The sequence below is a fragment of the Arthrobacter sp. FW306-05-C genome, assembly GCF_021801725.1.
Lineage (GTDB): Bacteria > Actinomycetota > Actinomycetes > Actinomycetales > Micrococcaceae > Arthrobacter.
Map to the genome: position 1 here is coordinate 145,243 of NZ_CP084556.1, position 20,112 is coordinate 165,354.

Sequence of the window (20,112 nt, forward strand, 5' to 3'; positions counted from 1 at the left end):
GGTTCGCGCGATGTGCGGCGTGGCGCGCCGTAATCCAGCCCAACGTGCCGCGGCTCCCAGCAAGGGAACATATATTTGAGCCGTGTCCCCAACAAAGTCATCCTCCTCGGCCTGGCAGAAGTACCTGATGATCCCCAAACTCGTCAGGCTCTCGCGGAACGCCCCGAAGGACCGGCATAAGGCATGGGACACCTACTGGGCCGGCATCACCGCCACGGGCCCGGGCGGGCAGGTCCTGTGGGACTCCGGCAGCGACCATGAGTTCCTTGGCTACAAGGACGGTCTCCTGCGCTACCTCGATCCCGCGCTTCCCGTGGTGGACACCGGCTGCGGGCACGGCAGTTTTACCCGCGCACTCGCCGGGATCTTTCCCAGGGTCATTGGCGTTGATGTGTCGCGGCACGCCATTGCCAGGGCGCGCGCGGAGTCGGCAGGCAGCAGCACCGCAGCATTTGAAGCACGGGACATGACGGCGGATGGTGCCGGTACAGCCCTGGCACGGTCCATTGGCGCCGGCGATGACGGGGCCAATGTTTTCATCCGCGGCGTACTGCACGTCCTCGACCCGGAGCACCAAACGGCACTCGTCGAAAACTTGCGGCACCTTGCCGGCCGCCGCGGCACGGTCTTCATGGCCGAAACCAATTTCCAGGGGAATCCGGTGGAGTACGTGTCCCACCTCGGAGCCACCACCCGCGGCATTCCGGCGCCATTGGAACTCGCCATCCGCGGACTCCCCATGCCGGGGCACTTCGGGCCCGAAGAGCGCGAACGTGCCTTCCCGGCGTCGGCATGGGAACTGCTGGAGGATGGCCACGTGGCCATTGAAACCAACCCCGTGACCGGCGTCCCGGGACAGGACCGGGTGCCCGGCTACTACGCGGTGGTCCGCCCGCTCCGGTAGTCGCCCTGCAAGTAGAGCAGCCCACCAGCGGCAGCATTTCGCCGGTCCCGCAGATTTTGCCCATCTTCCGCAGGCAGGCCGCAGAGTGTCTTCCGTCCCCTTGACAGCGGGTCCTGTCCGGAGGCTCCATGGTAAGTAGACTTACTAGTTAGCCCGGGGTGAAAGGAAGGCGGGCATGGCAGAAGACAAAGGCAGCAAGAACCGTGAATCGGATGGAAGCGGGGACGAAGAGGGCCTGGGGGCCGGCCCGGAGGGCGGGAAGATACGCCGCGGACCGGACTCCGCAAAGTCCCTGAAGTACTCGCAGGAAGTCACCTCAACCGAGGATGAGCCGGAGCGTGAAGGCCGCAGCCTGGCCACAACGCACCACGAAGTCATCAAGCAGTGGGCGGAAGAGCGCGATGGCGTGCCCGCCACAGTGGAGGGCACGGAACACGGCGACCATCTCGGCGTATTGCGGATCGACTTCGGTGGCAAGGACGACAAGCTCCGCCACGTTAGCTGGGAGGAATGGTTTGACACTTTCGACTCCCGAAAACTCAACTTCATCTACCAGGAACAGCGCAGCGACGGCACCCAATCGAACTTCTTCCGGTTGGAAAACCCCAACCGGGAAGACGCCTAAGCCGCACCCGCGCCCCAGCGCTTGACGCGCGCCGGATCATCCTCCGGCGCTACCCGCCAACCGCCAGCGCAAGACCTACAGGACATATCATGAGCAACCTGATTCCATCCGGCGCACTGCGTCGGATGCTGCTGCCCCCCACCTACGGACGGCATGTCACCTCCGCCACCGAGTTCACCGTCCTTTCCGTGGAGGTGTGGGCCTCCGGCTTGGTGGTCAACATCCATCTGCCCTCGGACAACGCACCCGAACCGCGGCTCATCCTGCAGGACCACTTTGGTACCGAATACACCCTGCGGGAATCGGCCGCCATCGGTTCCCGCAATCTTCAGGTGTTCAGCCCGTCGGTACCGCCGGGCACCCGGAGCCTGACCATCAGGTCCGCAGACGACTCTGACGGCCGTCCCGTGGTGACCTTCGCCGTCCCGCTGATGGCCGTGCCGGAAACCGCTGATGATTCGGAGGCGGCGGGCCGCGAGGACGCGGCCGAAGCCGCCAGCGAGTCCTATCAACCGGACATGCGCCGGCCCGCCTGAGCCACCCCCCGCCTGACCCGCCCGCCCGCCTGAGCCGCCCGCCGCCTAACCCGACGACCGTTAACCGAACGCACCGCTCGACCTAACGAAAGGCCTGCCATGCCGGATACCAGCAACTTTGCCCCCACCACCGCCATCGTTACCGCATCCGATTCCGGGATCGGCAAGGCCACTGCCGTGGCACTCGCCCGCGCCGGGATGGACGTCGGCGTCACCTGGCAGTCGGACAAGGAGGGGGCGGAGGAAACTGCTGAGGAAATCCGGGGCCTGGGGCGCAAGGCTGTGGTCCGGCAGCTGGACACGACTGAACTGCGCCACGCGGCAGGCGTCATCGACGAACTTGCCGAGGAGCTGGGCGGACTGGACGTCTTCGTCAACAACGCGGGGACGGGGGCAAGCACCAAGTTCCTGGACATGGAAATCGACGACTGGATGCAGATCCTGGACACGAACCTCAACGGCGCGTTCGTCTGCCTGCAGGCTGCGGCACGGCGCATGGTCAAGGCAGGCAAGGGCGGAAGGCTTGTAGCGGTGTCCAGCGTGCACGAGTTCCAGCCGCGTGTGGGCTCATCCGCCTACGACGCCTCCAAGCACGGACTGGGCGGCCTCATGAAGACGCTTGCCCTTGAGCTGGGACAGTACGGCATCACGGCCAACACGGTGGCCCCCGGCGAGATTGCCACCCCGATGACCGGGCAGGAGGACCAGGACCCGACGACGGCGGAGCGGCCCGGGGTGCCGCTGGGCCGGCCGGGAAACGCCTGGGAGATCGCCAACGTCATCGCGTTCCTCGCCTCGCCGGCCTCCAGCTATGTCACCGGCGCAGGCTGGGTTGTCGACGGTGGCATGCTGCAGATGGGACCGCAGGCGGGTTCGCACATCACCAGCCACGACTGGCGCGAAGCCTAAGCGACCCCTGCGGGAAAGTCCACATCCCGGATTTGGCAAACGCTTTCCCGTGCCGTGCTGGCATGATGGACCGCATGCGCATTCTTATCGCTCCCGACAAGTTCAAGGGGTCCCTGACGGCAGCCGAGGCAGCCGCGGCCATCGCCGAAGGGGCCCTGCGGGTGTACCCGGACGCCGTGGCTACCCAGTTTCCCATCGCTGATGGCGGGGAAGGCACCCTGGAAGCGGCCGTGGCGGCGGGCTATGAGGAGCGGCTGAACGCGGTGGTTGGCCCCATCCTGGCCCCGCTCGGTGCCGCCTGGGCTATCCACAAGGGTGACGGCAAGGTGACCGCCGTGATCGAGACGGCCCAGGCGTCGGGCCTGGCCGACATGGAACCGATACCGGCCAACTCATTGCGCGCCCACAGCTACGGCTGCGGCCAGCTGATCGCGGCGGCGCTGGATGCCGGAGCCACGGAGATCGTCCTGGGCCTGGGCGGTTCGGCCATGACCGACGGCGGCAGCGGCGCCCTGCGCGCCCTGGGCCTGAAGCCCCTGGATTCCGCCGGCAACGTGGTGCCCCTGGGCGGCGGTTCGCTGGCCGATGTGGTTGCCCTGGACACGAGCGGGCTGGACCCGCGGCTGTCCGCCACCACCTTCCGCATCGCCGTCGACGTCCGCAACCCGCTGTACGGTCCCACCGGCGCCGCGCACGTCTTTGGGCCGCAGAAGGGTGCGGACCAGGACGCCGTGGAAATGCTCGACGCCGGGCTCCGCAACTGGGCGTCAGTGCTGCGGGAGGCGACGGGCCGGGACGTGAACGTACCCGGCGCGGGCGCCGCCGGCGGGTTCCCGGCGTCGTTCCTTGCCTTCACCGGCGCCACCCTGGAAGGCGGCTTCGCGCTGGTGGCCGACCTCACCGGACTGGCGGACCAACTGGGCCAGGCGGACCTGGTGATCACCGGGGAAGGATCCATGGACTCGCAGTCCCTCACCGGCAAGGCCCCGATCGCGCTCGCCGACGCCGCCCGGGACCGCGGAATCCCTGTGATCGTGGTGGCGGGCAGGATCCTGGTGACCGTTGAGGAACTCGCCGGTCACGGCGTGGAGGCGGCTGCCCAGCTGCTGGACGTGGCATCCAGCCCGGAAGACGCCGTGGCGAACGCCGGCAAGTACCTGGCCTGGGTTACAAGCCAGGTACTCGAGGGCGCCTAGCCGACGATCGTGGTGTTCCGGCGCCGCCGGAAGATCAGGATGGCGATCGCCACCAGGACGGCCACGCCCGCAATCACCCACGGGGTGTAGTTAAGGCGCGTGTTCTCATTCTGGGCCGACTCCCCGGTGCCGGGGTTGGCCGGGCCGGTGGACGCGGTATCCCCGGGAGAAGGCGTGGGAGAAGTGCCTGCCGCCCACGCAGCGCCTGTTGATCCCGAGGCCACCTGTTCCGGGACTGCCTGGCTGGCGGCGGATGCCGGTGCCGCCGCAGTTGCCGCTCCGGCCGGCAGGGCCGGGGCGGCCAGGAGCAGCAGGGCCAGAAGGGTGGTTCGCACAAAGGTTCGCATACAGTCTCTCCTTTTGGGTGGGGCTGGTTGGATTGGTGCTGGATTTGTTGGGGTCTTCAGGCGCCGGTTTCGTAGTGGGGTTCGGCGACGGGCTTTGATTCCGGGGACCCCTTTTGCCGCAGGTAGACCGAGGCGCCCACCAGGACGCCCACGGCCAGGAATTCGCTTTGCCAGTTCTGGAAGGACTCGAACCAGAAGCGGCTGCTGCCCAAGTACTGCAGGAAGGTTATGGCGGGCTGGCCGTGGCTCTGCTGGTCCTGGTTGTACTCGTCCACGCCTCCGGCGGCGTGCAGGACGAAGGATCCAAGGAAAAGGGCGAAGAGCAGGATCGACAGGGAGTTCTCGTACAGCTTGAGCACTGCACCGCCCCGCCGCACGGGCCACGGCGTGGCCCTGCTGATCGCCGCCTGCTGCGGGTCCTCGTCCTGCGCTGCTTTCTTTCCTATCGGCTTGGACTCACTTGATCCTTTTTGGAACAGGAAAACCGTGAGGACCACGTACATGGCCATCTGCAGGAACTCGGATTCCCAGTTCTCAAACGTAGCCTCGACGAAAGCGCCGGTGCCCAGGAACTGGAGCACGGACACCGCGGGTTCGCCGTGGGCCTGCTGGTCCTCGCTGTACGATGCGGCGCCGGAGAGGACCATGCCCACGAAGAACACCAGGAAGCAGGCCAGGTTCGCAACCAGCAGTCCGTGCTCTTTCGCCCATTTACGCATGTCTTAACCCTCCTTCGCGGCGGCCGGGGGAAGCGCCCTGCCGCTGGCCAGCTTGTTCAGCCGAAGCGGGACGAACACCAGCATGACCACCATGACGCCCAGCAGCGCCCCGCCTGCGGCGACCCCCGCGGACCGGCCGGCCGCGACATCGAACACCAGGGCGGCAGTGCCGGCGCTCAGCAGGGCGATGCCGCCAAGGGCAATCTTGGTGATGGTATCGGCGCTGGAAACCAGCATCTCCTTGAGCCGCTTCCGGAAGAGCCGCCGGTGCACGCTGACCGGAAGGAGGATGAAGGCGGTGGTCAGCGCGGCGATCACCACGTTCGTGAGGTAGAGGCCAACCTCCCAGTCGTCCAGCTTTTCGAAGCGCTGCTGGAACGGCAGCGTCAGCAGGAAGCCGGCCAGGATCTGCACCCCGGTCTGCAGCACGCGCAACTCCTGCAGGAGTTCCGCCCAGTTACGGTCCATTTGCTCTTCACGGGTCTCATTCCGCCCCGTCCGGCCCGTATAGTCCTCAACTTCAGACATGCGGCTCTCCTTCCACTCCGGCCACGTCCAGGCCTTCTTTCTACTCCTCCCATACCCAGAAACAAGGCCGGCCGTTGCGCCTGCGACGACATTTGATAAGTTTACTGATTATTACCTTGGAGTGGTGGACTTGTTCCGCCACTCCCGATAGCTTCGAAGGGCCGGAGCGCGGCGGTGCTCTTCCCGACCGAACAGGTCAACCGACACAGGCAGGCGGACTATGAGCGACACGGACAAGCAGACAGACCAGCCAAAAGATCCGCGCGGCGGCTACCACTCGGGTCCGTTCCCGGAGCAGGAACAGAAACAGCCCGGACTCACTGCGCCCATGGACCCCAAACCGGACCACGGGGAGCACAGCTACAAGGGGAACGGCAAGCTCGAAGGGAAAGCCGCGCTCATCACCGGCGGGGACTCCGGCATCGGCAAGGCCGCGGCCATCGCCTTCGCCCGCGAAGGGGCCGACGTCGCCATTTCCTACCTTCCAGAGGAGGAAGACGACGCGCAGGACACCGCAGAGTGGATCCGGAAAGCCGGCCGCCGCGCACTCCTCCTTCCCGGCGACGGACGCGAAGAGGAATTCAGCACCCGCATCGTTGAGGAGACCGTATCTGAATTCGGCCGCCTCGATGTCCTGGTGCTGAACGCGGCATACCAGAAGAACCGCGAGAGCCTGGAGACGCTTCCCACCGAGGAGTTTGACCGGGTCTTCCGGACCAACCTCTACTCGCTGCTGTGGTCGGCGCGGGCTGCGGTCCCACACCTGAAGGCGGGGGCCTCGATCATCACCACGGCCTCCATCCAGGCCTTCAACCCCTCGCCCGGGCTCATCGACTACGCCATGACCAAGGCGGCGCAGGTGGCCTTCACCAAGGCCCTGGCCCAGGAACTGGGACCCAAGGGGATCCGCGTCAACGCGGTGGCCCCTGGTCCCATCTGGACGCCGCTGATCCCCGCCACCGAGTGGCCGGACAAGCTCCCGTCCTTCGGGCAGGACACACCCCTGGAACGCGCGGGGCAGCCCGCGGAGCTCGCGGCGGCCTACGTGCTGCTTGCCTCCGAAGACGGCTCGTACATTTCCGGGGCAGTCCTGCCGGTCACCGGCGGTAAGGGGCTGTAGCCCCCAAAAGTTCACCAGGCCAGCACCATCGGCAAAGCACAACAGGAGGAACCATGACGCAGGAAAACCAGCAGGCTGAACCCGAGACCGCTCCCGGCGGCTACGGCACCCCCACCGCCGAGCAGGAGGCGGCCGGCACGCAGGGCGGGCAGCAGTCCGGCGGCGGTGGCACTTCTTCGGGCGGCGCGGACACCAACGAGCCGCAGTCGGGCACAGGCCAGAACCCCGTCCCGCACGACATGGACCTTCCCTCCAGCGCCGCGGACATCGATGAGGCGAATGACGATTCCCAGGGGTCGGCGCCGGTCTCATCCGAGTCCGGCCGGGAAGCAGCCGGCATCCCCGACGGAAGCGGCAACGACCTTCCGCAGGAGGAATCGCCCAATGACGACGACGAGAGCTTCGACGCCGGATAAGCCATCCTGATCCACTAATGCCCCCGCTTCCCTGCCGCCCGGCAGCGGAGGCGGGGGTTTTTGCCGTTCCGCGAGGGCCGGGTCCGGACCCATGGAGCTGTGGCGCGGTACGGCTACGCGAATACATGCCGCACGGCTGGGTACGGACTACACGAAACCAACTCGCCGGCAACAGGCAGCAGCAGCACGTTGGGCTGCCCTGCCGGCGCCAACTTCGACGCCAGGAAGGTGGACCGTGGGCATGAGGTTTTCGGAGCGGTGGGCGCAGCAGCAGGACCGGCCGGACGAGGCAGTGGTGGATGTGCTGGTGCCCACCTGCAACCGGCCGGCCGAACTCGCCGTCACCCTCGCCGGACTGGCCGCGCAGCAGGAACCCGCGTTCGCCGTCGTGGTCAGCGACCAGTCAGCGGGGCAACCTGCCTGGGAACACCCCGCTGCCGCCGCGATGGTGCGGGTGCTTGAGGCGCAGGGCCGGCCCGTCATGCTGCTGCGCCACCTCCCGCGCCGGGGACTGGCAGAGCACCGGCAGTTCCTGCTGGACCAGTCCACCGCGGACCAGTGCCTCTTCCTTGACGACGACGTCTGGCTGGAACCGGGCGCTCTGGCACGGCTGAGCCGGGCGCTTGACGAACTGCAGTGCGGTTTTGTCGGAATGGCGCCCCAGGGCCTGTCCTTCCTGGACGACCGCCGGCCACACCAGACGGCAAACTTCAAGGCCTGGGACGGCCCCGTGACGCCGGAGCGCGTCCGGCCGGGAACCCCGGAATTCGAACAGTGGCCGCTGCACAGCGCCGCCAACCTCAGCCACCTCAGCGCCGAACTGTCGCTGCAGCCCGGCCAGTGGGTGCCGTACCACGTCGCATGGCTGGGCGGGTGCGTGCTGTACCGAAGGGAAGCACTGAACGACGCCGGCGGGTTCCGGTTCTGGACCAGCCTTCCCGACGGGCACGCGGGGGAGGACGTAGTGGCCCAGTGGCAGGTCATGGAACGGGACGGCGGCGCAGGCATCCTGCCCTCTGGCGCGGTCCACCTGGAATCACCCACCACCGTAACGGACCGCGCCGTGGAGGCGTACGACGTCGTCCTTGGCCAGGAGTCGGCGCGCACGCCCTAGTCGAGCGGGTATGCCACGTAGGCGAAGCGCTGGGAGTCCGGCGACCAGCTGTTGACGTTGAGGGTGCCCTGGCCACCGAATAGCGGCCACGTGTGCAGCGGCGCGGTCCAGTCACTGGTGGACACAAGGACGACGTCGACCGGCAGGTCAGCGGGGTGGCCTTGGGTTCCGGCGGGGAAGCGGACGTAGCTGGCCAGCCTGCCGTCAGGGGACAGGTGCGGGAACCAATCGACGGTGCTGCTGTTCAGCAGCCGCTCGAACCCGCTGCCGTCCGGACGGACCCGGGCAAGCTGGGCATGCCCGGGAATGGTGCTGAAGGACTCGGTGTTGAGGTACAGCCAGTTCCCGTCGGGCGCGTACTCGGGCCCGTCGCAGTGTCCTGGGCCGACCTCCACATCGTGGGGAGCTCCGCCTGCTGCCGGGATGGTCCGCAGCCGGCCGGGTTTGCTGAAGTCGCCTGCTGCGATGTCCACGTACGCCAAGTGCCGGCCGTCGGGGCTGACGCCGTGCAGGAAGTGCCAGGAGCCGTCATCGTCCGTGATCCTGGCGGCTGGGCCGCCCGCTAGGGGTGCCCGGTAGATATGGCCGTCCTCGCCCGAGAGGAAGATGTGGCCACCGTCAGGGTCCAGGACGTGGTCGTTGTTGAGTTCCGGAATACCCGTAAGCGGAACCTCGCTGAGGGAGCTTTCCCTCAGATCGAACCGCCACAGCCTGCCAGCCCCGTTGAGGATCAGAGCCCGGCCGTCCAGTGTCCAGTTAGGTGCCTCAAGGAGCATATTCCCCGTGGAGTATGCCCGTTCCGCTTCCCCTGAGCCCGGGGCAACCCATACTTCGCAGCGCTGGCCCGGCCGAAGCCCGCGCACGCGCTAGTCCTTGCTGCTGAACGCGGCGTCGAAGCTGGTTTGGGAGGCGGGAAAGTCGTATTTCTTGAGGGCGGCGAGGGCTTCGGGGGCCCCGTGGAGGCGGTCCATGCGGGCGTCTTCCCATTCGATGCTGATGGGGCCGTCATAGCCGATGGCCGTCAGGGCGCGGAAGGAGGCTTCCCAGGGGACGTCGCCGCGTCCTGCGGAGACGAAGTCCCAGCCGCGGCGGGGGTCGCCCCAGGGCAAGTGGGAGCCCATGACGGTGTTCCGGCCGGTCTGGCGGACCTTGGTGTCCTTGCAGTCCACGTGGTAGATCCGGTCCTTGAAGTCCCAGATGAAGGAGACGGGGTCAATTCCCTGCCACATCATGTGGGACGGGTCCCAGTTCAGGCCAAACGCTTCGCGGTGGCCGATGGCTTCGAGGGTGCGCACGGTGGTCCAGTAGTCGTAGGCGATCTCGGACGGGTGGACTTCGTGGGCGAAGCGGATGCCGTTTTCGTCGAAGACGTCCAGGATGGGGTTCCAGCGGTCGGCGAAGTCCTGGTACCCGGCATCGATGACTTTGTCCGGGACCGGCGGGAACATGGCCACGTACTGCCAGATGGAGGAGCCGGTGAACCCGACGACGGTGTCCACGCCGAGGGCCTTGGCGAGCCGGGCCGTGTGCTTCATCTCCTCGGCGGCGCGCTGGCGGACGCCTTCGGGGTCGCCGTCGCCCCAGACCTTGGACCCGACGATGGCCTGGTGGCGGAAGTCGATGGGGTCATCGCAGACGGCCTGGCCTTTGAGGTGGTTGGAGATGGCCCAGACTTTGAGGTTGTACTTGTCCAGGATTTCGAGTTTGGACTCGACGTAGCCGGGTTCGTCCCAGCGCCAGGCGTCCAGGTGGTCGCCGGAGACGGCGATTTCCAGGCCGTCGTAGCCCCAGCCGGAAGCAAGCTTTGCGACTTCTTCGAAGGGCAGGTCGGCCCACTGGCCGGTGAACAGGGTGAAAGGGCGGGGCATGAGGGGTCCTTAACTGGTGGGCGGTGCTACTGGCGGACGACGGTGAGGGTGCTTTTGTTGGCTGCGGATTGCTCCACCGCGTCCAGGACGTACTGGACGTTCAGGCCTTCTTCGAACGAGGGCGAAGGCTGGGTTCCGTCCTTGATCGCGGCGAGGAAGTCGCGGATCTGGTGGGTGAAGGTGTGCTCCCAGCCGATGATGTGGCCCTGCGGCCACCACGCCTCGAGGTAGGGGTGCTCGGGTTCGTTGACCAGGATCCTGCGGAAACCCTGTTCGCGGACCGGAAGGGTGGCGTCCAGGAAACCGAGTTCGTTGAGGTTCTCCAGGTCGAACAACAGGCTGCCCTTGTCGCCATAAATTTCGATCTGGAGGCTGTTTTTCCTGCCGGTGGCCACCCGGGAGACCTCCACTGAGGCGATGGCCCCGGAGGTGAGGGACAGCGTGGCCCAGGCGGCGTCGTCGACCGTTACGTCCTCTTTGGACCCGGAGCCGGCGCCGTTTCCGGCGGGACGCTGGTTGACGAAGGTATTGAGCCGGCCGCTGACCTCCGTGACCTGGTCGCCCAGGAGGAAGAGGACCTGGTCAATGGCGTGGGAGGCGATGTCGCCCAGGGCGCCGGAACCGGCAGTTTCCTTGCGCAGCCGCCACGTCATGGGGGCCTGGGCGTCGCTGAGCCAGTCCTGCAAATAGGCGGCACGGACGTGCCGGACCGTGCCGAGCCGGCCCTCAGCGATCAGTTCCTTCGCCAAGGCCAGGGCCGGGACGCGGCGGTAGTTGAAGCCAATCATCGACTGCACTCCCTTGGCACGGGCCTTGGCAGCGGCGGCCGTCATGAGTTCGGCCTCGGCCAGGGTGTTGGCCAGCGGCTTTTCCACCAGCACGTGTTTGCCCGCCTCCAGTGCGGCGATGGCGATCTCGGCGTGCATCCAGCCCGGCGCGCAGATGTCCACGATGTCGATGTCTTCCCGCGTGATGACCGTCCGCCAGTCCGTTGCGGACTCGGCCCAGCCATACTTGGCCGCCGCCTCCGCCACGGCGTCGGCGTCCCGGCCCACGAGGACTTTCTGCTCGAAGGCCGGGACGTCGAAGAAGCTGGCCACATTCCGCCACGCGTTGGAGTGGGCCTTGCCCATGAAGGCATAACCGATGGCAGCCACCCCCAACGGGCGGGAAGCCGGCCGGGAGGCCGGGGATTCGGACGGGTGAGCGGGTATGGTCATGATGCGTTCCTGGGTGCTTCCTGCTTGCTGGACTGGTCTTGCCGGGTTAGATCGTTGCGGTTTCCGGTGCCCAGTCCTCGGGGAGGGCGGGGGATGCCGGGGCCGAGCTTTCGACGTTGATGAACGTGCCGGAGTCGATGGATTCCGAGATGGAGACCATGGTGTCCAGGACGTGGTAGGCCAACTCGCCGGTGGCGCGGTGCGGGACGCCGGCGCGGAGGGAACGGGCCATGTCCAGCACGCCCATTCCACGGCCGTTGGCCGGCCCGGTGGCAGGAACGGTGGTCCAGTCCTCGTCACCGGCGCGCCAGAGCTTGATGTCACCGGTGAAGTAGTTGGGGTCCGGCAGCGAAATGGTGGCCTCGGTGCCCGTGATTTCCACGAAGCCCATGCGGGTGCGCGGAGACTCGAAGGAGAAGACACTGTGCGAGGAGGCACCGGACTCGAACTGCGCCATCGCCGAAACGTGCGTGGGCACCTCGACCGTGAACTCCTCGCCCGCCTTGGGCCCGGAGCCGATCACGCGCACGTCCTTGGCCTTGGACCCGACGGCGGCCACCTTGCGGATGGATCCAAAGGCCTGGACCAGGGTGGTGAGGTAGTAGGGGCCCATGTCGAACAGGGGACCGGCACCGTGCTGGAAGAGGAACGCCGGGTTGGGGTGCCAGGACTCCGGGCCGGGGGTCTGGAACGTGGTCATGGCCGTCAGCGGGGTTCCGATGTCACCCCGCCGGATCAGCCGCAGTGCGGTTTGCAGGCCCGCGCCCAGGAAGGTGTCCGGGGCACAGCCCAGGCGGATACCTGCGGCGTCGGCGGTCTTGAGCAGTCCCAGCCCGGATTCGCGGTCCAGGGAGAACGGTTTTTCGGTCCAGACGTGCTTTCCGGCGTTGACGGCGGCGGTGGCCACCTCCACATGCGCGGCGGGAATGGTGAGGTTGACGATGATTTCGACGTCGGGGTGGTTCAGGGCCTTGTCTACCCCGCCCCACTCGGCGATGCCGTACTCCTTGGCGCGGGCCTCGGCTGCTTCCTCGAAGAGGTCGGCGATGACGTGGACCTTCAGGTCCGGGAACGCCGTGAGGTTGTCCAGGTACTGCTTGCTGATCACGCCGGCGCCGATGACGCCGACGCCTACGGGTCCCTTGCGGGATGCTGTGGTGGTCATGCCTTGACTCCTTCGCCTGCGGCGTCCAGGAAGGACAGGCTTTGGGTGATGCCCTCGAAGATGTCGCCGGCGTAGTCGTCGAACTCCACGACGCCCACCTCGAGGGACTTCGCGGCTGCGATGACGTCCATGACGGGGACCTTGCCTTGCCCTGCCGGCTGCTGGGCCTTGTTGTCCTTGGTCAGCGGGCCGTCCTTGATATGGATGAACTTCACCCGGTCGCCGAGCCGCTGGAGGAGCTCAACAGGGTCCTGGCCACCGACGGCTGCCCAGTAGGTGTCCACTTCCAGGACCAGTTCCGGATCCAGCAGGGACTCGAAGTACTCCAGGGCGGTGCGGCCCTCGATGGTGGACTCCAGCTCCCAGGCGTGGTTGTGGTAGCCCACCCGGATGCCGTATTCGGCGCCCTTCCTGGCGGCGGCGTTAAGCTTCGCTGCCGTGGCCTGGATGTCTTCGGCTTTCTGCCAGTGCTCGGCGGGCAGGAACGGGTCGATGACGGTGGTGATGCCCAGCTCCTTGGCTGCCGAGAAAATCTCGTCCTGGTCCTGGCTCATGAGGGGTGCGTGGCCGGACGGGGCAGTGAGTCCGTTCTCCTTCAGGGCCGCGCCAAGTTCCTTGGCGGTGGCCACGAAGTTGTACGGCTCAACCTGGGTGTAGCCGATTTCGGCCACCTTCCTGATGGTTCCCGGGAGGTCCTCCGAAATGGCGTTGCGGAGGGTGTAAAGCTGCAGTGAGTAGGACATAAATTTCCTTTGTGGAGTGGTTGTTCAGGGGAAGTTGGGGTGTCAGCGTCCGGCGAGCGAGCCGCCGATGCCGCCGACGCTGAAGTACTTGTTCAAGGTGGCGAAGACGATCACGGGCGGGAGCATCATGACCACTGCCAGGGCCATGACCGAAGTCCAGTCCGTTGCGTTCTGCTGGAAGAAGGACTGCACACCCATGGGGAGGGTGAAGATTTCGTTGGAGCGCAGGAACACGATGGCTACCAGATAGTCGTTCCAGGCCAGGAGGAAGGCGAAGATCGCGGTGGACAGGACGCCGGGCAGTGAGTTCCGCAGGACCACCCGGGTGAAGGACCCGAAGACGGAGCATCCGTCGATCCAGGACGCTTCCTCCAGGCTGATGGGGATGGAATCGAAGTACGCCGCCATCATCCAGGTGGCCACGGTCATGGTGGAACCGACGTAGATGATGGTCAGGCCCAGGAGGTTGTCCACCAGGCCCATGCCGGCGAACAGGATGAACAGCGGCACCACCGAGGTGATGATGGGCAGCGACTGCATCACGAACAGCAGCAGCGAGTAGCCGGAGACTGCCTTGCTGCGGCCGCGGGAGAGGACGTAGCCGGCGGGCGCGGCGACGGCCACGGACACCACCACGGTGGAGAGGGTGGTGACCAGGCTGTTCTTGAGCCAGGTAGCGGCCAGGGTCTTGGAGAAGACATTGCTGAGGTTCTCGAAGGTGAAGCCGGTGGCAGTGCTGTTGGGTCCCGGCGTGAAGGCCAGGAGCACCGTGACCATGATGGGCACCAGGACGATTCCGGTGATGATCAGGATCGCCGCGAACCGCCACCAGCGGCCGCGCTGGCCGGCTTCCGACAGGGCCCTGCGCCGCTTGCCGGCATCAATGCCAAGAGACGGGCCGGATTCGGGATGGGCGTGGAGGACTGCGCTCATTATTCGACGCTCGACTTTCGGATCTGGCGGTACAGGATGACCGAGATGACCACCAGGGTCATGGTCATGAGGAAGGCGATGGCGACGCCGGGGCCGGTGGCGAAGTCCTGGAACACGGTCCGGTAGGCCAGGACCACCAGGGACGTGGTGGCGTTGACCGGCCCGCCGCCGGTGAGCAGGTAGATGGTGGGGAAGTCGTTGACGCAGAAAATAGTCATCAGGATCCAGCTGATGTACGTGGAGCGGGCGATCAGCGGCAGGGTGATCTGGGTGAACTGCTGCCAGCGGCTGGCGCCGTCCATGCTCGCTGCTTCATAGACAGTGGTGTCCACCGACGCCAGTGCAGCCGAGATCATCATCATCATGAACGGAAAGCTGACCCAGACCTTGAACACCATCACCGTGATGGAGGCCAGGGTGGGGTCGGCCAGGAAGAGCGGGGTGCCCATGCCCAGGTTCCGGAACAGCGACGGGATCAGGCTGTCCGGGGTGGCCACCAGCCAGTTCCAGGCAGTGGATGAGACCACGATGGGAACTACCCAGGGCAGGAGCAACAGGACTTTGAACGTGCCGCCGGCCGGGATCTTGGTGCGCAGGAGCAGGGCCAGGCCCAGCCCCACCAGCCAGGAGCCGAAAACGCCCACAATGGTGAACCACAGCGTGAACTGGGCAGCCTTCCAGAACGCCGGCGAGGTCAGGACGGTGGCGAAGTTCTGCCCGCCCACGAAGTTGCCGGTCTGGAGCAGGTTTCCGTCGTGCGTTGCCTGGACGGCGGCGTAGATCAGCGGGTAGCCGTGGATCAGGACAAGGAGGACGACGGAGGGGAGCAGGAGCCAGAAGAATGTCCTGGTGGCCTGCGCCGAAAGCTTGCTCTTGCGTTTTCCGGGGACGGCCCCGGACCCGCCGGGGGCAATCCCGCGGCGGGCCCGGGACAGGCCGGACTGGGTGGTGGTGCTGGACATGGGCGGTTCGTCCTACTTCTTCAGGACCGATTCGAGGCCGGACTGGAAGGTCTGCAGGGCAGTCTTGGCGTCTGCCTTTCCGGTGATGATGGTCTGGCTGAACTGGTTCAGTGCCTGCCCGCCGTCGAGTGCTGCAAGGTTGGCGTTCAGCTTGCTGCCCTGGGCAGCGAAGGTCTTGGCGATGGGCTGCCAGTCCTTGACGATCTTGACGTTGTTGGGGTCGTTGGCGAACTCGGGAAGCTCGGTGATCGACTTGAAGACCGGCAGGGCGGACATCAGCTTCTTCTGCCACAGCTGCTTGAGCTGGCCCAGGTAGTACACCAGGAACTCCTCCGAGGCCTCCTGCGAGGGGGTGTTGGTGTACATCATGATGTTGTTGGGGAAGACGATGGTGGCCTTGTCGCCGTGTGGTCCGGTGATGGGGTCTGCCACCAGGAGGTCGCCGGAGGTGTCGCCGACGCGCTGCGGGACGTTCACCTGGAACAGGCCGTAGCCTGCCTTTCCATCCTTCCACTGCGCCGACATGTTGTCCGTGGTGTAGCTGACTGCGGCGGGATCAATGATGCCGTTGGACACAAGTTCCAGGACGAACTCCATGGCCTCGACGTTGCGGTCGTTCATCAGGTCCAGCTCGCCGTCCTTGTTCCAGACACCGCCGCCGTTGTTGACCATCATCATGATCATGGAGTGGTTGGCGTAGTTGTTGCCGGCGCCGGCGCCGGTGGTGAAGCCGAACGCGCCCACCTTCTTCAGGGCCTTGCCCGCTTCAAGGAGGGAGGGCCAGTCCGTGGGAAGTGCCACGTTGGCCTTCTCGAACAGGGACTTGCGGTACCAGAAAACGCGCATGTCCAGCTGCCACGGGACGGCGACGTAGCCCTTGTCCGACTTGAACGGGTCCAGCACGCCGGGCAGGAAATCGTCGAACTGGCCGTTGGCCTTCAGCTTCTCGATAACCTTGTCCGCGTAGGCGATCTGGCCCTGCTGCTCGAACTGGAACGCCTGGAAGCCGCCGCCCGTGGACACAGCCGGGCCGGTCTTGGAGGCGATCGCCGAGGAGAAGGTCTGGTAGAAGTTGTTCCACTGGATGATCTGGTAGCTCGCCTTGGCGCCGTTGGCACCGTTGAAACCTTCCGCGATGCCCTTGGCGGCGTCGTTGTAGGCCGGTGTTGCCCACGGCATGTCCCAGAACTTCACGGTCCCGCCGGCTCCGCCTCCGCCGCCGCCCTGTGACGCCGAACCGCCGCCGCAGGCCGCGAGGAGGGGTGTTGCGGCAGCGGCAGCCGTCAGGCCCAGGAAACCGCGCCGGGAGAAGGAGCGGCGCTGTTCGGAAGTTGCGTTCATGATGTGTCCTTTCGGGACCGCTTGCGCTGAGCGCCGTTGGTGCGGTCCTGCTCATCGTTGAGAGTGGAGGTGGGACTGGATTGTTCGGTTGTGCTGTTCGGTTGCGTATCGGTGGGCTGGTTACGTGGCAGCGAGGGTTGCGTAGAGGTCGGTCAGCTGGGCGAACCCGGCCAGATCGTCCGGGCTGGTGCCGGCGCGAAGATGGTCCTTCAGGCGCCGCCACGCTGACCGGTGGGCGGATTCGTAAAGCGTGGGAAGCAAAAGTTCGCCTTGGGTCCCGGTGACCCGGACTTTCGCCGGCCAGGCGGCGTCCGGATCGGGAACCTGGACGCTGACTCCGCCATCGGCGGTGTAGAGGCGGATATCGACGCCGGCCATTCGGGCGGAGGTCAGCACGCCCTGGGCGGTGAACGGGGCTCCATTGGCCAGCCTGCCGCGCACCGCGTACCCGGTGGCGCCGCTGTGCAGGACCCGCACGCCGTCGAGCGGCCCGCAAACGGCCAGCAATGCGGCGAGATGGTCGACCAGGAGCCGCTGCGGATCCGTGCCGGGAGCCGCCGTCGCCACACTGTCCAGCAGTGAGGCGGTACCGGCGGCGCTGCGCACCGCATCACGGGCGTCGGGTTCCGTGGGATCACCCACCAGGGCCGGATTGGAGGCCCAGCGGAGGTCAAGGACGACGGCGGTTCCTGCGGCGCCTGCCGCTGCGGCCAGTTGCGTGGTGTCTTCGGGAGCAGGGTTGGCCACCACGATCCCGCGGGCGCCCGCCGCGACGGCATTGGCGGCCTCGGCGGTCCAACCGGGCTCGCCCGCGATCACCAGCACATCCGCGGTGCCCTGCCGGCTGTCCTGGGCGGGACCGAAGGTTTCAGGCAGTGAAGCCATGGTTTGGGTGACAGCGCCGGCTTCCCGGGCCCCGGTGCCCGCTGAAACTGTGTACTGGCCGCTCATGCCGAAACTCCTGCTTTTTCTGCGGCGCCGGCGTGTGCTGCCGCGGCGCTTGCCACCGTTGCTTCGGCGATGGCCAGGGCGAACGTGAGGTCGTCGATCAGGGTTTGGGCGGAGGGGGCCCGGCGGGTTCCCGTGGCGAGCCCGGCGAGTTCACGCCATTCGCCCTCGTAGCCGTTGTGGCCGTACGGGCCAAAGCCGGTGGTTTCGGTCCCTTTGCCACGGGAGATGGTGGCGACGGCGGAGCCGGCCTGGATATAGGACGGCGTGAAGTCGATGTGCAGGGCGGCATCATCCCCGATGGCCTCGAAGGTCCATTCCGGCTTCCAGGTGCTGTTCATGACGGCCCGCAGTTCGATAACGCGGGTGGGAGTGCGGAGCGAGACTGCGTAGCCGAACGGGCGGACGTGGAACGCGTGGAGGACCTCTACGTCGGCGAAGTCGGGCGTGAACCGGCGGACCAGGGGCAGGTCGTGGATGGCCAGGCCCATGATTCCGCCCTGCAGTGCGCCCTTGATGACCTCGATGTCCGAGTAGTCAGGGTTGCCTGCGGTGGGCCGGGTAATGATTTCCGTTGCGAAATCCTCGAACCGCGCATTGGGCGGCAACACGATCGAAGAGCGGATGGTGTGGACCTGCTCCGGGAGGTCACCCCAGTTCTGTTCAGCCGCCAGCCAGCCGGGATCGAACGTGTGCATGGCGCCGACGACGATCGGAACGCCGGTTTCGGTGCTGACGGCCGAGATGCGGGCTGCTTCTTCAGCATTCATGGCGAAGGGCTTTTCGCAGAGGACTGCCTTCTTGCCGGCCCTGCAGGCGGCGATGACCTGGTCTGCGTGGAACTGGTGCGGGCTGCAGATCGCCACGATGTCTACGCCGGGGTCCGCCAGCAGGGCCTCCATGCTGGTACCGGCCACGGCGCCGACACGGGCGGCCACGGAGGAAGCGACGGCAGCGTCCACATCCATGATGTGCCGCACTTCCAGGATGTCCTGGAGGCGGGCCAGGGCCGGGAGGTGGATGGCTTGGGTGACCGGTCCGGCGCCGAGGATGCCGACGCCGAGGGGGCGGCCTGCGGGCGCTGCGTGCTGGGACAAGTTCCTACCTCTTTGTAAGCGGACTCCGGGATGCTGGGCCATCACTGCGGCCGATGCCAGGCATCGGATTCGCAAATGTGCCGTGAGTCACAACCTAGGACTACTTTTGACACGCGTCAAGCAAAAGTTGTTTGTTGCGCGTCATTCTTCTGCCGTGATGACAGTAGTAAGTAAGAGTGTTATGACTTAGACATGACTCAAGCCACGGGGAAACAGGCCGCGAAAGACGCTGACGTCGGCAGCCTGTCGCGCGCGGGCGACCTCTTCCAGCTGCTCCGGGACGGCAGGGCCCGTACCCGTGCGGAGCTGGCCCTGACCACGGGGCTGGCCCGTTCCACCGTCGCTTCCAGGATCGACGCCTTGATGCTGTCCGGCCTGGTGGGTCCGGCAGGGGAGGCGCTCTCCAGTGGCGGCAGGCCGCCGTCGCGCTTTGCCTTCAACCCTTCCGCCCGCCTGGTCCTGGCGGTGGACGTGGGCGCCACGCATGTCATCGTGGCGGTCACCGACCTTGGCGGAACCATCCTCGCCGAACACCGGCTGGCCCAGCAGGTGGCCGACGGGCCGGAGGTGGTGCTGGACCGGGTAGTGGCGCAGGGCAAGGAGCTGCTGGCGTCCGTGGGACGCAGCGTGGGGGAACTCGCCGGCATCGGTATCGGGCTGCCCGGCCCGGTGGAACACGACACCGGCAAGCCGGTGAAGCCGCCCATCATGCCGGGGTGGGACGGGTTCGACGTGGTCAGCTACGTCCAGCGGTCCCTGCCGGTCCACGTGCTGGTGGACAACGACGTGAACATCATGGCGCTGGGGGAGCAGTCCGCGCACTGGCCCGAGCACAGCAACTTCTTCTTCGTGAAGGTGGCCACCGGCATTGGCTCCGGAATCATCAGCAACGGGGAACTGCAGCGCGGCGCCAACGGCACGGCGGGCGACCTGGGGCACGTCCAGGTGGCACGGGGCGCGGATGTCCTGTGTGCCTGTGGAAACTTTGGGTGCCTGGAGGCACTCGCGTCAGGTCCCGCCGTCGCGCGCTCCTTGAAGGAGCAGGGACTTGACGTGGCAATAGGCGCCGACGTGCTCCGGCTCGCCGCCGACGGCAACCTGCAGGCCATCCAGGCCCTGCGGCAGGCCGGACGGGACATCGGCGAGGTGCTGGCAACTGTGGTCAACCTGCTCAACCCGTCCGTCATCGTGGTGGGCGGCAGTGTCGGCGAGACGGGGGAGCACTTGGTGGCCGGAATCCGCGAGGTGGTGTACCGGCGCTCTCCGCCGCTGGCCACCTCGCACCTGCGCATTAACGTTTCGCGGGCCGGCGCCCATGCGGGCGTGCTTGGGGCCAGCCAGCTGGTCACCCAGTACGTCCTCTCGCCGGCCATTATCGAAGCGACGCTGACGGCCGCAGCAGTCGGGTAGCGCCGGGGTTT

At 66.6% G+C, this 20,112-nt stretch carries 22 protein-coding genes; 9 read left to right on the forward strand and 13 right to left on the reverse strand.

The features are described 5' to 3' along the window. The first annotated feature begins 127 nt into the window (after nt 1-127). From LFT44_RS00710 to LFT44_RS00730, 5 genes are all read left to right on the forward strand, one after another. A complete protein-coding gene (locus LFT44_RS00710) occupies nt 128-904 on the forward strand; it encodes a class I SAM-dependent methyltransferase (RefSeq protein ID WP_236802977.1) in 777 nt (258 codons plus the stop codon). Between the two features lie 175 nt (nt 905-1,079). After that, nucleotides 1,080-1,529, forward strand: a complete 450-nt coding sequence (locus tag LFT44_RS00715; protein ID WP_236800513.1) for a hypothetical protein — start codon at nt 1,080-1,082, stop codon at nt 1,527-1,529. An 89-nt stretch (nt 1,530-1,618) separates the two neighbouring features. Beyond that, the gene (locus tag LFT44_RS00720; RefSeq protein WP_236800514.1) at nt 1,619-2,065 is read left to right on the forward strand and encodes a hypothetical protein; all 447 of its coding nucleotides are present in this window, start codon (nt 1,619-1,621) and stop codon (nt 2,063-2,065) included. 99 nt (nt 2,066-2,164) lie between these two features. Further along, a complete protein-coding gene (locus LFT44_RS00725) occupies nt 2,165-2,974 on the forward strand; it encodes an SDR family oxidoreductase (protein ID WP_236800515.1) in 810 nt (269 codons plus the stop codon). 74 nt (nt 2,975-3,048) lie between these two features. Further along, entirely contained in the window at nt 3,049-4,170 is a 1,122-nt protein-coding gene (locus LFT44_RS00730) for a glycerate kinase (RefSeq protein ID WP_236800516.1), read from the forward strand. Here LFT44_RS00730 and LFT44_RS00735 read toward each other — a convergent pair. From LFT44_RS00735 to LFT44_RS00745, 3 genes are read right to left on the reverse strand one after another with little or no spacing between them, the layout of a single operon-like run. After that, complete coding sequence (locus LFT44_RS00735) at nt 4,167-4,517, reverse strand: LPXTG cell wall anchor domain-containing protein (RefSeq protein WP_236800517.1); 351 nt, start codon at nt 4,515-4,517, stop codon at nt 4,167-4,169. The two genes, LFT44_RS00730 and LFT44_RS00735, sit on opposite strands and share 4 nt — an antisense overlap. A 56-nt stretch (nt 4,518-4,573) precedes the next feature. Continuing rightward, the gene (locus LFT44_RS00740) at nt 4,574-5,236 is read right to left on the reverse strand and encodes a DUF6766 family protein (RefSeq protein WP_236800518.1); all 663 of its coding nucleotides are present in this window, start codon (nt 5,234-5,236) and stop codon (nt 4,574-4,576) included. Between the two features lie 3 nt (nt 5,237-5,239). Further along, nucleotides 5,240-5,764, reverse strand: a complete 525-nt coding sequence (locus LFT44_RS00745) for a DUF6328 family protein (protein ID WP_236800519.1) — start codon at nt 5,762-5,764, stop codon at nt 5,240-5,242. Nucleotides 5,765-5,984: 220 nt separating this feature from the next. Here LFT44_RS00745 and LFT44_RS00750 point away from each other — a divergent pair, with 220 nt between their 5' ends. From LFT44_RS00750 to LFT44_RS00760, 3 genes are all read left to right on the forward strand, one after another. Continuing rightward, the gene (locus tag LFT44_RS00750; protein ID WP_236800520.1) at nt 5,985-6,884 is read left to right on the forward strand and encodes an SDR family oxidoreductase; all 900 of its coding nucleotides are present in this window, start codon (nt 5,985-5,987) and stop codon (nt 6,882-6,884) included. A gap of 53 nt (nt 6,885-6,937) precedes the next feature. Continuing rightward, a complete protein-coding gene (locus LFT44_RS00755) occupies nt 6,938-7,300 on the forward strand; it encodes a hypothetical protein (protein WP_236800521.1) in 363 nt (120 codons plus the stop codon). 241 nt (nt 7,301-7,541) lie between these two features. Beyond that, nucleotides 7,542-8,414, forward strand: coding sequence for a glycosyltransferase (locus tag LFT44_RS00760; RefSeq protein WP_236800522.1), 873 nt, complete (start codon nt 7,542-7,544; stop codon nt 8,412-8,414). Here LFT44_RS00760 and LFT44_RS00765 read toward each other — a convergent pair. The 10 genes from LFT44_RS00765 to LFT44_RS00810 form a co-directional block, all read right to left on the reverse strand. Further along, nucleotides 8,411-9,277, reverse strand: a complete 867-nt coding sequence (locus LFT44_RS00765) for a TolB family protein (RefSeq protein ID WP_236800523.1) — start codon at nt 9,275-9,277, stop codon at nt 8,411-8,413. The genes LFT44_RS00760 and LFT44_RS00765 overlap by 4 nt on opposite strands. A 3-nt stretch (nt 9,278-9,280) precedes the next feature. Beyond that, entirely contained in the window at nt 9,281-10,282 is a 1,002-nt protein-coding gene (locus tag LFT44_RS00770; RefSeq protein WP_236800524.1) for a sugar phosphate isomerase/epimerase family protein, read from the reverse strand. Nucleotides 10,283-10,308: 26 nt separating this feature from the next. Continuing rightward, nucleotides 10,309-11,502: a Gfo/Idh/MocA family protein gene (locus LFT44_RS00775; RefSeq protein WP_236800525.1), complete on the reverse strand. Its 1,194-nt coding sequence runs from the start codon at nt 11,500-11,502 to the stop codon at nt 10,309-10,311. A 46-nt stretch (nt 11,503-11,548) separates the two neighbouring features. Continuing rightward, nucleotides 11,549-12,667, reverse strand: a complete 1,119-nt coding sequence (locus LFT44_RS00780; RefSeq protein WP_236800526.1) for a Gfo/Idh/MocA family protein — start codon at nt 12,665-12,667, stop codon at nt 11,549-11,551. Next, complete coding sequence (locus LFT44_RS00785; RefSeq protein ID WP_236800527.1) at nt 12,664-13,410, reverse strand: sugar phosphate isomerase/epimerase family protein; 747 nt, start codon at nt 13,408-13,410, stop codon at nt 12,664-12,666. Before LFT44_RS00785 ends, LFT44_RS00780 begins: the two co-directional genes overlap by 4 nt. Before the next feature lie 42 nt (nt 13,411-13,452). Beyond that, nucleotides 13,453-14,343: a carbohydrate ABC transporter permease gene (locus LFT44_RS00790; protein WP_236800528.1), complete on the reverse strand. Its 891-nt coding sequence runs from the start codon at nt 14,341-14,343 to the stop codon at nt 13,453-13,455. Continuing rightward, nucleotides 14,343-15,305 carry a carbohydrate ABC transporter permease gene (locus tag LFT44_RS00795; protein ID WP_236800529.1) on the reverse strand — a complete coding sequence of 321 codons (963 nt, stop codon included), beginning with the start codon at nt 15,303-15,305 and terminating at the stop codon, nt 14,343-14,345. The genes LFT44_RS00790 and LFT44_RS00795 overlap by 1 nt, the downstream gene beginning before the upstream one ends. A 12-nt stretch (nt 15,306-15,317) precedes the next feature. Further along, nucleotides 15,318-16,646, reverse strand: coding sequence for an ABC transporter substrate-binding protein (locus LFT44_RS00800; protein WP_236800530.1), 1,329 nt, complete (start codon nt 16,644-16,646; stop codon nt 15,318-15,320). A gap of 120 nt (nt 16,647-16,766) precedes the next feature. Beyond that, nucleotides 16,767-17,597 carry a hypothetical protein gene (locus tag LFT44_RS00805; protein WP_236800531.1) on the reverse strand — a complete coding sequence of 277 codons (831 nt, stop codon included), beginning with the start codon at nt 17,595-17,597 and terminating at the stop codon, nt 16,767-16,769. Then, the gene (locus LFT44_RS00810; protein WP_236800532.1) at nt 17,594-18,691 is read right to left on the reverse strand and encodes a Gfo/Idh/MocA family protein; all 1,098 of its coding nucleotides are present in this window, start codon (nt 18,689-18,691) and stop codon (nt 17,594-17,596) included. The genes LFT44_RS00805 and LFT44_RS00810 overlap by 4 nt, the downstream gene beginning before the upstream one ends. Before the next feature lie 192 nt (nt 18,692-18,883). Here LFT44_RS00810 and LFT44_RS00815 point away from each other — a divergent pair, with 192 nt between their 5' ends. Next, entirely contained in the window at nt 18,884-20,101 is a 1,218-nt protein-coding gene (locus LFT44_RS00815) for an ROK family transcriptional regulator (RefSeq protein ID WP_236800533.1), read from the forward strand. The last annotated feature ends 11 nt before the right edge of the window (nt 20,102-20,112 follow it).

Excerpts from the sequence above, each read along its gene's own strand:
- LFT44_RS00710 (WP_236802977.1), top strand. The coding sequence starts at position 128 with ATGATCCCCAAACTCGTCAGGCTCTCGCGGAACGCCCCGAAGGACCGG.
- LFT44_RS00715 (WP_236800513.1), top strand. The coding sequence starts at position 1,080 with ATGGCAGAAGACAAAGGCAGCAAGAACCGTGAATCGGATGGAAGCGGG.
- LFT44_RS00720 (WP_236800514.1), top strand. The coding sequence starts at position 1,619 with ATGAGCAACCTGATTCCATCCGGCGCACTGCGTCGGATGCTGCTGCCC.
- LFT44_RS00725 (WP_236800515.1), top strand. The coding sequence starts at position 2,165 with ATGCCGGATACCAGCAACTTTGCCCCCACCACCGCCATCGTTACCGCA.
- LFT44_RS00730 (WP_236800516.1), top strand. The coding sequence starts at position 3,049 with ATGCGCATTCTTATCGCTCCCGACAAGTTCAAGGGGTCCCTGACGGCA.
- LFT44_RS00735 (WP_236800517.1), bottom strand. The coding sequence starts at position 4,517 with ATGCGAACCTTTGTGCGAACCACCCTTCTGGCCCTGCTGCTCCTGGCC.
- LFT44_RS00740 (WP_236800518.1), bottom strand. The coding sequence starts at position 5,236 with ATGCGTAAATGGGCGAAAGAGCACGGACTGCTGGTTGCGAACCTGGCC.
- LFT44_RS00745 (WP_236800519.1), bottom strand. The coding sequence starts at position 5,764 with ATGTCTGAAGTTGAGGACTATACGGGCCGGACGGGGCGGAATGAGACC.
- LFT44_RS00750 (WP_236800520.1), top strand. The coding sequence starts at position 5,985 with ATGAGCGACACGGACAAGCAGACAGACCAGCCAAAAGATCCGCGCGGC.
- LFT44_RS00755 (WP_236800521.1), top strand. The coding sequence starts at position 6,938 with ATGACGCAGGAAAACCAGCAGGCTGAACCCGAGACCGCTCCCGGCGGC.
- LFT44_RS00760 (WP_236800522.1), top strand. The coding sequence starts at position 7,542 with ATGAGGTTTTCGGAGCGGTGGGCGCAGCAGCAGGACCGGCCGGACGAG.
- LFT44_RS00770 (WP_236800524.1), bottom strand. The coding sequence starts at position 10,282 with ATGCCCCGCCCTTTCACCCTGTTCACCGGCCAGTGGGCCGACCTGCCC.
- LFT44_RS00775 (WP_236800525.1), bottom strand. The coding sequence starts at position 11,502 with ATGACCATACCCGCTCACCCGTCCGAATCCCCGGCCTCCCGGCCGGCT.
- LFT44_RS00780 (WP_236800526.1), bottom strand. The coding sequence starts at position 12,667 with ATGACCACCACAGCATCCCGCAAGGGACCCGTAGGCGTCGGCGTCATC.
- LFT44_RS00785 (WP_236800527.1), bottom strand. The coding sequence starts at position 13,410 with ATGTCCTACTCACTGCAGCTTTACACCCTCCGCAACGCCATTTCGGAG.
- LFT44_RS00790 (WP_236800528.1), bottom strand. The coding sequence starts at position 14,343 with ATGAGCGCAGTCCTCCACGCCCATCCCGAATCCGGCCCGTCTCTTGGC.
- LFT44_RS00795 (WP_236800529.1), bottom strand. The coding sequence starts at position 15,305 with ATGTCCAGCACCACCACCCAGTCCGGCCTGTCCCGGGCCCGCCGCGGG.
- LFT44_RS00800 (WP_236800530.1), bottom strand. The coding sequence starts at position 16,646 with ATGAACGCAACTTCCGAACAGCGCCGCTCCTTCTCCCGGCGCGGTTTC.
- LFT44_RS00805 (WP_236800531.1), bottom strand. The coding sequence starts at position 17,597 with ATGAGCGGCCAGTACACAGTTTCAGCGGGCACCGGGGCCCGGGAAGCC.
- LFT44_RS00815 (WP_236800533.1), top strand. The coding sequence starts at position 18,884 with ATGACTCAAGCCACGGGGAAACAGGCCGCGAAAGACGCTGACGTCGGC.